The organism is Lysobacter xanthus (assembly GCF_047159895.1).
The window spans coordinates 1-13,235 of sequence record NZ_BAAGAB020000070.1; the positions used below are offsets into that span (position 1 = coordinate 1).

The window sequence follows — 13,235 nt, forward strand, 5'->3', positions numbered from 1 at the left end:
CTCGCCCTGGCGCTCGGCCTCGCCGTCACCGCCGCGCTCGCTGCCTGGCAGCGGCACATCGCCGAGACCGATCGCGCGCGGCACCTGTCGGCACTCGCCGACGGCGAATACTCAATGCTCGGCTCCGGCCTGCAGGCCTACGACCTCGCGCTGCGCTCGATGCAGGCAGCGTTCCTCACGCAACCCGTGGATGCCGCGTCGTTCGACCGCGTCTACCGCTCGCTCGACCTCGACCGTCGCCTGCCGGGGCTGCAGGCGGCCGGCTACGCGGAGCGCCTGCCGGCCGAGGGTGACGCCTACCGCACCCGCATCGTCCTGCCCGCGCACGGCAACGAGTCGCTTATCGGGCTGGACGTGCGCAGCCAGCCCGCCAATTACGCCACGCTGGAAGCGTCCCGCGATTCGGACCGCGCGGCCCTGTCCGCGCCGTTCCGGCTCGTGCAGGACGCGCCGGACCATGCACCGGACGGCGTGCTGCTGCGCCTGCCCGTCTACTCGCCGGGCCTTCCGCCGCGCTCGGTGGACGAGCGCCGTGCGCGGATCGTCGGGTCGATCGCGATCTCGCTGCGCATCTCGCGCATGGCCGAGCACGCCTTCCGCCCCGAATGGCGGCGCAGCCTGCACCTGCGCATCGAGGACATCGGCACGACGCCCGCCGCGCTGGTGTACGACTCGCATCCCGGCGGCCATGCCGCAGGACGCGCTTGGCACGACGTGCGGCTGCTCGACTTCGGCGGACGCCGATGGCGCGTGTCGCTGCACGATGCGGCGCACGGCGCGGCCGGCATCGGTGAAAGCATCCCGCTGCTGTTCGCGGGCGTCGCCGCGAGCGTGCTGTTCGCGCTGTGGGTCGCGGCGATGCTCGGCTCACGCCGCCGCGCGATGGAGATCGGCGAGTCGATGAGCCGGCGGTATCGCGAGAGCGAGGAGCGCTTCCGCGCACTCAACGAGCTGCTGCCGGCGCTCGTGGTGATGGCGCGCGAGCACGACGGCCGCGTCAGCTACGCCAACCAGGCCGCGCGGATCCGCCTGGGCGAGCAGGTCGACGGCGTGCCGCTCGCCACGCTGTTCGAGGATTCCGACCGCCGTGCCCGCCTGCAGGAACTCGACGAAGGCGCCGGGTGGGACAACGAGGAGGCGATGCTGCTCAGCACGAACGGCGACCGCTTCTGGGCGAGCGTCTCGATCTCGCGCGTGCGCATCAACGGCCACTGGAAGCGGCTGATGGTGGCGTCGGACATTTCGCAACAGCGCCAGCTCACCGAACTGCTCAGCTACCAGGCGACGCACGATGCGCTAACGGAGCTGTTCAACCGCCGCGAGTTCGAGCGGCAGGTGGAACGCGTGCTCGCGCATGCGCCGCCGGGCGGTCCGGACTGCGCGCTGCTCTACGTCGACCTCGACCAGTTCAAGCTCATCAACGACACCTCGGGCCACGTCGCGGGCGACCAGCTGCTCACGCAGCTCGCCCAGGTCATGCGCGAACAGCTGCGCACCGGTGACGTGCTGGCCCGACTGGGTGGCGACGAGTTCGGCGTGCTCGCCTGCAACGTGCACGACGAAGCCGGTGCGCGCCTGGTCGCCGAACGCCTCCGCCAGCACATCGACGGTTACACGTTCGTCTGGGACCAGTCGAGTTTTTTCGTCAGCGCCAGCATCGGCGGCGTGCTGCTCGATGGCTCGAGCTCGCTCAAGGAGCTGTTCGCGCATGCCGATACGGCGTGCTACCTCGCCAAGGAAGCCGGGCGCAACCGCGTGCACTTCTTCTCCAGCGGCGACGCCGCGGCGGCGGAACGGCGCAGCGAGATGGAGTGGGCGCATCGCCTGCGCTGGGCACTCGAGGCCGACCGGTTCCGGCTCTACTACCAGGAAGTGCATCCGCTGGGTGGGCTCGCCGGCGGCACCCGCCTGGAGTTGCTGCTGCGCCTGCTCGACGAGGACGATCGCATCGTGCCCCCCGGCGCCTTCATTCCCGCCGCCGAGCGCTACGGGCTCATGCCGGCGATCGACCGCTGGGTGGTCGAGACCGCGATCGCGAACCTCGACCGGCTGCATCCCGAAGGCACCGGCCTCGCGATGGTGGCGATCAACCTGTCGGGCGCGACGATCGAGGACGAGTCGTTCGTCGATCGCATCCTCGCGCTCATCCGCCACCACGGGGTCGACCCGCGGCGCCTGTGCTTCGAGATCACCGAGACGCTCGCGGTGCGCAACCTCGCGCGCGTCTCGCGCTTCATGGGCCAGCTGCGCGCCGCCGGTTGCGGCATCGCGCTCGACGACTTCGGCGTGGGCATGTCGTCCTTCGGTTATCTCAAGAACCTTCCGGTCGACGTCATCAAGATCGACGGCAGCTTCGTGCAGGACCTCGAGACCGATGCGATGAGCCTCGCGATCGTGCGCGCCGTCACCGACATCGGCCACCACCGCGGCATGCAGGTGATCGCGGAGTGGGTCGACAGCGAGGCGATCATCCGCGCGCTCGCGGAGATCGGCGTCGACCATGCGCAGGGGTTCGCGCTGCACCGGCCCGAGCCGGTGGTGATGCATCGCGCCGCCGGGCGCGCTCAGACGTAGGTCGCGCCCGGCGCGTCGATCCACTCGCGCAGCTGCTCGAGCTGGCCATCCTCGAGCGACAGGAAGCGGAAGCCGAGCCACGCCTGGCCCGGCGCCGCGGCGTCGTTGCGCCAGAGCAGGTGCGCGCCGACCTCGAAGTCGAGTCGACGACCCGCACGGTCACCGAGCGCGAAGCGCAGCTGGTACAGGCAGTCCTCGTGCAGCGGCGCACGTGCGAGCAGCAGCAGCCCGGTTTCCGAGACGTTGCCGAGCTGGCCCACCGGACGCTCGGTCATCGCGTCGAGGACGTCGACCGGCTCGTCGACGCGACGGCGTCGGCTGCGGCGGGATTCGTCGAGGTTCGCGCTCATGCCACGGACTCCTGGGCGGCGCTGCCACCGGTGGCGAGCGACTGCAGCGCGGCGCGCCAGGCGCGATCGACGAGGCGGCCCTCGGCGGCGGTGACGATCCGCGCGTCCCCCGTCCCGAGGTCGCGCGCGAGTGCGTCCACACTGCTCTCCGCGACGCGCTGCCCGCGCGGGTTCACGAAGAGGGCGAGCCCGGTGACCGGGCCGAGCCACGACAGGCGACGGCGCAGTGCGTGCCCCGGGGCGCCGAGGTCGAACCACGTGCCCGCCGGCAACTCGCGGATGCGCGCGGCGCGCGCCTGGCCGGCGGCGTCGAGGCGGATCGCGCCGTCGGCATCGCCGATCGCGTCCTCGCCGAGTCGTGCCCGCGACTTCAGGCGCATCGTGAGTTCGGTGCGCGTGGCCGCGTCGTCGCAGTCGTCGTCGGCGGTGCCGCTGAGGATGCGCGCGATGCGGCCCGCGTCGTCGGCGTGGTAGCCGACGGTGACCAGCCAGTGGTCGACCTGCAGCACGAGGTCCGGACCCGCCGCGACCTTGCCCCCCGCCGCGCGCACGAGTTCGGCGGTCGCCTCGACCAGCCCCGTCCACTCGGCACTGTTCTCGTCGTGCCGGAGGTGGGCGAGGGTGAGCACGTCGGCCCAGGCATGCCGCAGCATCCCGCGATGGAAGGCCGGCACGCGCGCGGTGCCCAGCGCCGCCTCGATGACTTCGGACGCGCGTCGCCGCGCCGTGGCGAGGCGATCCTTACCGCGCGCGGCTTCGACGTTGCGGCGCTCGGCGACGTCGGCGCGACGGGCGACGCCCTGCAGCTGCGCCTCCAGTGCCGCGGCGGCGTTGCGAAAGGCAAGGCCCATGTCGTCCTGCGCAGCGGTGATGGAATCGACGATGCGCCCGAGGTGCAAAAGGAGCTGGGGATCCACGTCCTCCGGGGCGTAGAAACGCGCACCGGATTCCGCGACCGCGTTGAGCACTTCCCGCGCCGGATGCGAGGCGCGGACGAAGAAGCCGGCGTCCGCCAGCACCAGTCGCAGCAGCGGCAGGCGGAGCCGGTCCAGAAGGTCCTGGGCCGGGCTGTCGGGCCGGACGTCGCGCTGCAGGTGCGCGTACATGAGGCCGAGCAGCTCGAAGACGTCGGCGTCCTCCCGCGAGATCGCGCACGCGGTGCCGCGACGATGACGGGCCTGCAGCAGCACCCACTGCCGCAGCGCATCGATGTCGAGCTCGGCAACGTCGGGGCCGCCTTCGCGCAGGATCTCCAGCACGGCGGCGGTGGTCAGTTCCGGCCGGCCGACGGCCCCCGGGGCGCTCGTTCCGGACGCTGAACCCGCTCCCGGGTCGGCTGCCGCGCCGGCCGTTTCGCCGCTGCTGCCGCCTCCACCTCCACCTCCACTGGCATTGCCACTGCCCGGCGCGAAGCCGCCGCCGCGGAAGCGATCGGCCATCGAGCGACGCGCGGCGAGGAGGTCCTGCAACATGCGGAACGTGGGGGCATCGACGTCCGCCGAGGGCGCGCCGGCCCAGCCCGTATGCGGCGCATCGGGCGCGGCGGCTTCGGCGGCCGTGCTCCGCGCGGCAGCGTCGGCAGCGGATTCGACCGGTCGCGCGCGCAGCCGCAACGGCACGAAGGACAGGCCCGGCATCACGCGGTGCCGGGCGAGCAGGTCGTTGATCGATTCGGCGATCGCGGGGTAGTCGCCGAGCACGCCGCGCTCGAACTCGCGCAGCAGCGCAATGCGCAACGCGAGCGGGAACGCGGTGGACTCGGCCGCGGCGATCATCAGCTCGCACAGCCGGCGCGGGCCGACGGGCAGCCGGCCGGGTTCGAAGGCCGGGGCTTCGGCCAGCACGGCGAAGCGCTGGCAGAGCAGATGGATCGGCAAGGGCGCGCGCGATTCGAGCCGCAGCGCGATCGCCTTGATCTCGGAATCCTCGTCCGCCTCGTCGTCGTCGAGCAGGCGCAGCTCCTCGAACGTCGGCATCGTGGGCGGCGCGTCGGCGAGCGGCCGGGGCGCCCGCGCGGTCTCGCGCAGCGCCGCGAACTCCGCGTCGACCGCATGCGCGAACGCCTGGATGAACGCCGACTGCCGGCGCGCAAGCAGCTGTGCCGGGTCGAGCTCCGTGACGTTGACCGTGTGCTGTGCGCCGCGGTCGCGAACGTGGGCGAGCTTCGATTCGAGCTGGGGGATCAGCCGGCCGAGGCGGTCGACGACCAGTTCGAACACCGCCTCGTGCACCGCCAGCAGCGCCTCGCGCACGCGCCGCGGCAGGGGCGCGGACGCCACTGCATTCGCGGGCGGGATCCGCCGGTTGGGTGGAAACGGAACGGACACTCGCAGCTCCCCGCCGGTTTGTGTGATCTAAGCACGGTTACGCGGCGCTGTCAGCCGTCGCGTGGAGGTCGAGGAACAGTTCGAGCACGTCGTTCGTGAACCGGCGGCCGAGTTCGGTGGGGCGCACGCGCAGTCCGTCGACCTCCAGCCAGCCGCGTGCGATGGCGTGTTCGAGCGGGGCCCGCACGGCATCACGCGCGAGCCCCGTGCGCGCCTCGAACTGCGTCCAGTCGAAGCCCTCGTGCAGCCGCAGCGCGTTCAGCATGAATTCGAACGGGCGACGCTCCGGGTCGATGCGTTCGTCCCCGCCGATCACGGCCGCGGTGCCCGCCGTCTCGAGGTACTTCGCCGGATGCTTGTGCTTCCAGCGACGCAGGATCGACTGCTCCGCGCCGAGCGTGATCTTGCCGTGCGCACCCGCACCGATGCCGAGGTAGTCGCCGAAGCGCCAGTAGTTGAGGTTGTGCGCGCAGCGGTGGCCGGGGCGCGCGTAGGCGCTCGTCTCGTAATGCCCGTAGCCCGCCGCGGCGAGCTGCGCCTGGCAGTGCTCCTGCATGTCCCAGGCGAGGTCGTCGTCCGGAAGCCGCTCGGGCGGGCGCGCGGCGAAGACCGTGTTGGGCTCGAGGGTCAGCTGGTAGTGCGAGATGTGCGTCGGCGCCAGCTCGATCGCGCGCTCGACGTCGCGCGCGGCCATCGCGAGGTCCTGGCCCGGCAGCGCGTACATCAGGTCGAGGTTGATCTCGTCGAAGCCGGCGTCCTGCGCCTGCCGGATCGCCGTGACGGCCTGCGCGGAATCATGGATGCGGCCGAGGCGCTCGAGGCAGCCGTCGTCGAAGCTCTGGATGCCGAAGCTCAGGCGGTTGACGCCCGCGGCGCGGTATTCGGCGAGGCGGCCGTACTCGGCGGTGCCGGGATTCGTCTCCAGCGTGATCTCGCATTCCGGCGCGAACCGCAGCCGGGCGCGCGCCTGCTGCAGGAAGCGGTCGACCAGCGCGGCCGGCAGAAGGCTGGGCGTGCCGCCGCCGAAGAACACCGAGTGGATCGTGCGACCCCAGACCAGCGGCAGGTCGAAGTCGAGGTCGGCGACGAGCGCATCGACGTAGCGCTCCAGCGGCAGCGGTCCGCGGCCCTCGTGCGAATTGAAGTCGCAGTACGGGCACTTCCTCACGCACCACGGCACATGCACGTAGAGCGAGAGGGGCGGGGTGGTGAGGCTCATGCGGGGGAGGCGTCGTGCGGCTGGTGGGCCGCCCCATGCTCCGGCATGGCGACCAGCCCGTCGAGCAGCCGCGGATCGATGCGTGCGCGGCGTCGCCCGTGGACGATCATCCACACGGTCAGCGTGCGCAGGTCCGGATGGCCCGGCGACGGGCCCGAGGCCACGAGCACCAGCGCACCGGCCTCCTCGCGGAAGGCGAGGCGGCACCACGGCAGCCGGCTCGGCTGGAAGCGCAGGCCGGCGAACCGGCGCGCGGGCCAGGCGCGGTCGACGTACCGCGTCGCGGTTTCCCGCAGCAGCAGCGCGCAGCCGTCGAGCGCCGCCCACTGCATGCGCCCCCCGGCGGCGAGGGCCAGCGCCAGCGCGGCGATGATGCCGGGCATCGGACCGAGCGTGGCCGCCACGACCAGCACGCCGAAGACGCCGACGGCGAATGCGCCGGCGACCGCGGGCGCTCGCGACTGCCAGCCGACGTCGAGCCGTTCGCGCACGCCGCTCATGGGCGCGCCTCCGCCAACGCCTCGACCAGCCGCGCGACGGCGCGACCGCGATGGCTGATGCGGGCCTTCGTGTCGGGATCGATCTCGGCGGCGGCGAGCCCGCGCTCGGTGTCGAGGAAGACCGGGTCGTAGCCGAAGCCGCCGGTGCCGCGCGGCGCGTCGAGGATGCGGCCGTGCCAGCTGCCCTCGGCGATCAGCGGTCGGGGGTCGTCGGCGCGGCGCATCAGCACGATCGCCGCGTGGAAGTAGGCCCCGCGCTCGGCTTCCGCGCGTCCGTCAAGCGCCGCCAGCAGCTTGTCGATGTTGGCCTGCGATCCTGCGCCCGGCCCGGCGTACCGCGCGGAGAACAGGCCGGGGCCGCCGTCGAGCGCATCGACGCACAGGCCCGAATCGTCGGCGATCGCCGGCAGGTTGCTGACCCGCGCCGCGTGGCGTGCCTTGAGCAGTGCGTTCTCGACGAACGTCAGCCCGGTCTCGTCCACCTCGCCCGTCTCGAACTCGGACTGCGGCACGCACTCGAATCCGAGCGGCGCGAGCAGGCGCTCGAACTCGGCGAGTTTTCCGGGGTTGCCCGTGGCGACGACGACCTTCATGGACGCGATCCTCGCCTCCGCGCGGTGTAGGCCGGGTGGATCAGCGACCCAGCGCGGCCCGCTGGAGCGCGACCAGCTGCCCGATTCCGGCCTCCGCCAGCCCGGTGAGGGCGTCGAGCTCCGTCCGACGGAAGGCGTGGCCCTCCGCGGTGCCCTGCAGCTCGATGAAGCCGCCGCCGTCATTCATGACGACGTTCATGTCGGTGTCGCAGTCGCTGTCCTCGGCATAGTCGAGGTCGAGCACGGGCACGCCGCGGTAGATGCCGACCGACACCGCGGCCACCGCGCCGACGACCGGATCGCGCTTGAGGTCGCCGCGCCCGCGCAGCCCGTCCATCGCATCGACCAGCGCCACGTAGGCACCGGTGATGGCGGCCGTGCGCGTGCCGCCGTCGGCCTGGAGGACGTCGCAGTCGAGCGTGACGGTGCGTTCGCCGAGCGCGCGGCGGTCGACGCAGGCCCGCAGCGATCGGCCGATCAGGCGCTGGATCTCGAGCGTGCGGCCGCCCTGCTTGCCGCGCGCGGCCTCGCGATCGTTGCGGGTATGGGTGGCGCGCGGGAGCATGCCGTACTCGGCGGTGACCCAGCCTTCGCCCTTGCCGCGCAGGAAGCCCGGCACCTTGTTGTCGACGCTCGCCGTGCACAGCACGCGGGTCTCGCCGAACTCGATCAGGACCGAGCCTTCCGCATGCCGGGTGAAGCCGCGCGTGATGCGCACCTCGCGCAGCTGGTCGGCGGCGCGGCCGGAGGGGCGGGCGAAGGTCGGGGGCGCGGTCGCGCTCATGGGGCGGTGTCCGGGCGACGGCGCGTGAGCGTACCATCCACGCCCCGCCGCACCGGCCGGAGTCGCGATGACCATCCGCAGCATGACCGCCTTCGCCGGCGGCGAGTCGACCACCCCGTGGGGCACGCTCGCCTGCGAGCTGCGCTCGGTGAACCACCGCTTCCTCGAGATCGCCACGCGCCTGCCCGACGAGCTGCGCGCGCTGGAGCCCGCGCTGCGCGAGCGCATCGGCGGCCGCATCAGCCGCGGCAAGGTCGACGTGAGCCTGCGCCTGCGCACCGCCGACGGCACGGGCACGCTGCAGGTGGATCGCGCGCGTCTCGCCGAACTCGCCCGCCTGTCGCGCGAGCTGGAAACCGACTTCCCCGGCCTGCGTACCGATTTCTCGCAGCTGCTGCAGATTCCCGGCGTGGTGAAGGGCGAGGGCATCGACACCGCCGCGCTGCAGGCCGATGCGCTCGCGCTGCTCGATGGCGTGCTCGACGAGTTCGTGTCCGCGCGTGAGCGCGAAGGCGCGAAACTCGCGCAGGCGATCGTCGAGCGGCTCGACGGCATCGCCGCGATCCGCGAAACCGTGCGCGACTGCATCCCCGCGATCCGCGAAGGCCAGCGCACGCGGCTGCAGGCGCGCCTGGCGGACCTGCCGGTGCCGGTCGATCCGGGCCGCATCGAGCAGGAACTCGTGCTCGCGCTGCAGAAGCTCGACGTGGACGAGGAACTCGACCGTCTCGACGCGCATCTGGCCGAGGCGCGACGCGTGCTCAAGCTGCGCGAGGCCGTCGGTCGCCGGCTGGATTTCCTGCTGCAGGAGTTCAACCGCGAGGCCAATACGCTCGGGTCGAAATCGGTCGACAGCCGCACCTCGGCAGCCGCGATCGACCTCAAGGTGCTGATCGACCAGATTCGCGAGCAGGTCCAGAACATCGAATGACCCGACCGGGCTCCGGACTGCCGCGTCGCCAAAGCGGTTAGGATTCGCGAGCCCCGGCCCCGCCGACACCCGCAGACCAGCACCGGCCCATGCGCGGAACCCTCTTCATCGTCGCGGCGCCGTCCGGCGCGGGCAAGTCGAGCATCGTCAACGCGGTGCTCGCCCGCGATCCGAACATCTGCCTGTCGGTCTCGTTCACCTCGCGCGCGCCGCGGCCGGGTGAGCGGCATGCCGAGCACTACCACTTCGTCGGCGCCCAGGAGTTCGAATCGATGGTCGCCGCGGGCGACTTCTTCGAGCACGCGCTCGTCCACGGCGACTGGAAGGGCACGGCCCGCCAGTCGGTCGAGCCGCAGCTGGCCTCCGGCCGCGACGTGCTGCTGGAGATCGACTGGCAGGGCGCCCGGCAGGTCCGCGCCAAGGTGCCCGATGCGATCTCCGTCTTCATCCTGCCGCCCTCGCGCTCGGCGCTCGACGAGCGCATGCGCAAGCGCGGGCAGGACAGCGAGGAGGTGATGGCCCAGCGGCTGCAGGCCGCCCGCGAGGAGATGAGCCATTACGGCGAATTCGACTTCCTGATCGTCAACGAGGACTTCGAAACCGCCGTCGCCGAGATGTGCGCGATCTTCACCGCGAGCCGCCTCCGCCGCGACCGTCAGGTGGCCCGGCACTCGCGCCTGATCACGGCGCTGCTGGCCGACGACCCGTCATGAACCCGGTCGCCGGCCTAACTGCCTGATTCCAAAGGAAAGGCTTGCCTCGGCGCCGGGGCGGCCCTACACTTCTCGCCCCTTTCGCATCACGTGGCGCGCCCCAGGCCGCCGGGAGCCCCATGGCCCGCATCACCGTAGAAGACTGCCTGCAGGTCGTCGACAACCGCTTCGAGCTCGTCATGATGGCCTCCAAGCGCGCCCGCCAGCTCGCCGCCGGCGTCGACGCCCAGCTCGACAACGACGCGAACGACAAGCCGACCGTGCTGGCGCTGCGCGAGATCGCCGCCCGCCGCATCGACAACGAGTACATCGACGCGGTCGAGAAGACCGAGCGCGAGCGCAAGGAGCGCGAGGCGCTGGAGTGGGCCGCCGCCGAAGTGGTCGCCGACGACGACCTCTCGAAGGGCGACGACTGATCGCATTGCGATCGGTCGCCTGAAAGCCCCGCTCCGGCGGGGCTTTTTCGTTTCTGTTGCCGTCACGCCGCATGCATCGCGGTGAATGCGTGACGGCCGCTGCCGTTTCACGGCATTGCGCCCGCGGAGTCGCCCCGTATAGTCGGTCGGGATGAGTTCGTTCGATCGCGTCGCCAGCCCGAAAGCCGCGTCCTTGCCGGTACCCACCGACGAGGCGCCCGAGTACGTCCTCGAACTCGAGCGCGCGGCGGCCTACCTGAACGACGAACAGCGCGGGCTGCTGCGCAAGGCCTGGCGCCTCGGCGCGGAGGCCCATGCAGGGCAGACGCGCAAGTCCGGCGAGCCGTACATCACGCATCCGGTGGCCGTGGCCAAGGTGCTCGCCGAGCAGGGCCTCGATGCGGAGACGCTGATCGCGGCGATCCTGCACGACACGCTGGAAGACACCGAACTCGGGCACGACCAGCTGGTCGCCGAGTTCGGCAGCACGGTCGCCGAGCTCGTCGACGGCGTCACCAAGCTCGACAAGCTGCAGTTCCGCGATCGCCAGGAGGCCGCCGCCGAGAGCTTCCGCAAGATGCTGCTCGCGATGAGCCGCGACCTGCGCGTCATCCTGATCAAGCTCGCCGACCGCCTGCACAACATGCGCACGCTCGGGTCGCAGAGCCCGGAGTCCCGCAAGCGCATCGCCCGCGAGACGATCGAGATCTACGCACCGATCGCGCAGCGCCTGGGCATGAACCTATTCAAGGCGGAGCTGCAGGACCACGGCTTCCGTGCGCTGCATCCGTGGCGCCATGCCGTCATCAGCAAGCGCATCCGCACGCAGCCGGTGATGCGCCGCGAACTGCTGGCGCAGATCGAGGCGAACCTCGCGCAGAAGCTCGCCAAGGAGAAGCTCATCCACCGGCTCGTGAGCCGGGTGAAGTCGCCGTGGAGCATCTACACGAAGATGCGCACGGAGCACAAAAGCTTCAAGCAGGTGATGGACGTCTTCGGCTACCGCGTGGTGGTCCGCAACGTCGGCGACTGCTACCGCGCGCTCGGCGTCGCGCACAGCGTCTACAAGCCGCTCGACTCGCGCTTCCGCGATTTCATCGCGATCCCGAAGGCGAACGGTTACCAGTCGCTGCACACCGTGCTGTTCGGGCCGTACGGATCGCCGGTGGAAGTGCAGATCCGCACCGAGGAGATGGACCTCGTCGCCGAGCGGGGCATCGCGGCGCACTGGTCCTACAAGTTCGGCGGCGACGGCTTCAACGGCGCGCAGAGCCGTGCGCACCACTGGATCACGAACCTCGTCGAGTCGCAGCGTTCGGCCGGCTCGTCGCTCGAATTTCTCGAGAACGTCAAGGTCGACCTGTTCCCGGACGAGGTCTACGTCTTCACGCCGAAGGGCGACATTCTCTCGCTGCCGCGCAATTCCACTGCGGTCGACTTCGCCTACGCGGTGCATACCGACATCGGCAACACCGCGGTCGCCGCGCGCGTCGACGGCAAGCTGGTGCCGCTGCGCACGAAGATCGCGAGCGGGCAGCGCGTTGACGTCATCACCGCGCGTTCGGCGACGCCCAAGCCGCAGTGGCTGGAATTCGTCGTGACCGGCAAGGCGCGCACCGCCATCCGCCAGCAGCTCAAGCAGCTCGAGCACGAGGACGCGGTGCAGATCGGCCATCGCATGCTCGATCGCGCGCTGGAAGCGCTCGACACGTCGCTGGAGCGCGTGCCGGCGACGCGCGTGGAGACCTACCTCGCCGAGAACCGTTATCCGCGGCTGGAGGCGCTGCTCGCCGAGATCGCGCTCGGCAACCGGATGCCGCAGCAGGTCGCGCTGGCGCTGGTGCGCGGCCGCGCCGGCAACCTCCTGCGTCGCGCGGAAGACGCGGTCGCATCGCAGGACAAGATCCTCATCACCGGCAGCGAGAAGGGCGTCATCTCGTTCGCGAGCTGCTGCCTGCCCGTGCCCGGCGACGAGATCATGGGCTACCACACGGCCGGCCGCGGCATCGTCGTGCATCGGCTCGATTGTCCGAACGTCGCCGACTACCGCAAGTCGCCCGACCGCTGGGTGCCGATCGGCTGGGACCGCGAGGTCCACGGCGACTTCCACGCCGCGCTCAAGATCGAGGTCGACAACCGGCCCGGCGCGCTCGCCCAGGTCGCCGCCGGCATCGCCGAGGCGAAGGCGAACATCGACCGCGTCGAATACCTCGAGCGCGACGCGAATGTCGCGGTGCTGCGGTTCGGCATCGAGGTCACCGACCGGCGCCACATCGCCGACGTGATGCGCAAGGTGCGCAAGCTGGCGGTCGCGCTCGGCGTGCAGCGGATCTGAGCGTCTCAGCCGCCGCGAAGCCCTTCGTTACACTCGCGTTTTCCCGAGGACGCGACGCCATGCCCCGACAGTCCCTCCATACCGACCGCGCGCCCGCCGCCATCGGCCCGTATTCGCAGGCCGTCCGCGCGGGCGGCACGGTCTTCCTGTCCGGTCAGATCCCGCTCGATCCCGCCACCGGCGAGCTCGTCGTCGGCGACATCGCGGTCCATGCGCGCCGCGCGTTCGACAACCTGCGCGCGGTCTGCGAAGCGGCCGGCGGTTCGCTCGACGACGTCGTGCGCCTCGGCCTCTACCTCACCGACCTCGGTGATTTCGCCGCGGTCAATGCGGTGATGGCCGAGTACTTCCAGGCGCCGTACCCGGCGCGCTCGACGATCCAGGTGTCCGGCCTGCCGAAGGGCGCGCACTTCGAGCCCGCGTGGATCGAGGCGGTGACGTCCGCCGACCTGCAGCGCGCCGCGAAGACCTACCTCGCCCGCAGCAACCGCAC

At 71.4% G+C, this 13,235-nt stretch carries 12 protein-coding genes; 6 read left to right on the top strand and 6 right to left on the bottom strand.

All coding sequences use genetic code 11. The annotated features are described in order from the left end of the window. Positions 1–2,574: bifunctional diguanylate cyclase/phosphodiesterase (locus ACY35P_RS13200; protein ID WP_462116300.1), on the top strand; the 2,574-nt coding region annotated here is incomplete at its 5' end. Here ACY35P_RS13200 and ACY35P_RS13205 read toward each other — a convergent pair. The 6 genes from ACY35P_RS13205 to rph all read right to left on the bottom strand — a co-directional run bounded on the left by ACY35P_RS13205 (position 2,565) and on the right by rph (position 8,347). Further along, on the bottom strand, positions 2,565–2,924 hold the full coding sequence (locus tag ACY35P_RS13205; protein WP_462116301.1) for a PilZ domain-containing protein: 360 nt from the start codon (positions 2,922–2,924) through the stop codon (positions 2,565–2,567). The two genes, ACY35P_RS13200 and ACY35P_RS13205, sit on opposite strands and share 10 nt — an antisense overlap. Next, complete coding sequence (locus tag ACY35P_RS13210; RefSeq protein ID WP_462116302.1) at positions 2,921–5,203, bottom strand: DUF1631 family protein; 2,283 nt, start codon at positions 5,201–5,203, stop codon at positions 2,921–2,923. The genes ACY35P_RS13205 and ACY35P_RS13210 overlap by 4 nt, the downstream gene beginning before the upstream one ends. 85 nt (positions 5,204–5,288) lie before the next feature. Next, entirely contained in the window at positions 5,289–6,470 is a 1,182-nt protein-coding gene (hemW, locus tag ACY35P_RS13215) for a radical SAM family heme chaperone HemW (RefSeq protein ID WP_462116303.1), read from the bottom strand. Next, complete coding sequence (locus ACY35P_RS13220) at positions 6,467–6,970, bottom strand: hypothetical protein (RefSeq protein ID WP_462116304.1); 504 nt, start codon at positions 6,968–6,970, stop codon at positions 6,467–6,469. The genes hemW and ACY35P_RS13220 overlap by 4 nt, the downstream gene beginning before the upstream one ends. After that, the gene (gene rdgB, locus ACY35P_RS13225; RefSeq protein WP_462116305.1) at positions 6,967–7,563 is read right to left on the bottom strand and encodes an RdgB/HAM1 family non-canonical purine NTP pyrophosphatase; all 597 of its coding nucleotides are present in this window, start codon (positions 7,561–7,563) and stop codon (positions 6,967–6,969) included. The genes ACY35P_RS13220 and rdgB overlap by 4 nt, the downstream gene beginning before the upstream one ends. 40 nt (positions 7,564–7,603) lie before the next feature. Beyond that, entirely contained in the window at positions 7,604–8,347 is a 744-nt protein-coding gene (gene rph / locus ACY35P_RS13230) for a ribonuclease PH (protein WP_462116306.1), read from the bottom strand. An 82-nt stretch (positions 8,348–8,429) separates the two neighbouring features. Between rph and ACY35P_RS13235 the strand changes: the two genes are divergently transcribed. The 5 genes from ACY35P_RS13235 to ACY35P_RS13255 form a co-directional block, all read left to right on the top strand. Beyond that, positions 8,430–9,278, top strand: a complete 849-nt coding sequence (locus tag ACY35P_RS13235; protein WP_462116311.1) for a YicC/YloC family endoribonuclease — start codon at positions 8,430–8,432, stop codon at positions 9,276–9,278. Positions 9,279–9,367: 89 nt separating this feature from the next. Then, positions 9,368–9,991 (top strand): guanylate kinase, encoded by a 624-nt coding sequence (gene gmk, locus ACY35P_RS13240; RefSeq protein WP_462116307.1) that lies wholly within the window; start codon positions 9,368–9,370, stop codon positions 9,989–9,991. A gap of 119 nt (positions 9,992–10,110) precedes the next feature. Then, complete coding sequence (gene rpoZ, locus ACY35P_RS13245; RefSeq protein WP_462116308.1) at positions 10,111–10,407, top strand: DNA-directed RNA polymerase subunit omega; 297 nt, start codon at positions 10,111–10,113, stop codon at positions 10,405–10,407. Between the two features lie 151 nt (positions 10,408–10,558). After that, entirely contained in the window at positions 10,559–12,742 is a 2,184-nt protein-coding gene (locus tag ACY35P_RS13250; protein WP_462116309.1) for a RelA/SpoT family protein, read from the top strand. A gap of 59 nt (positions 12,743–12,801) precedes the next feature. Further along, positions 12,802–13,235 (top strand): RidA family protein (locus ACY35P_RS13255; protein WP_462116310.1); only part of this gene is annotated, 434 nt, incomplete at its 3' end.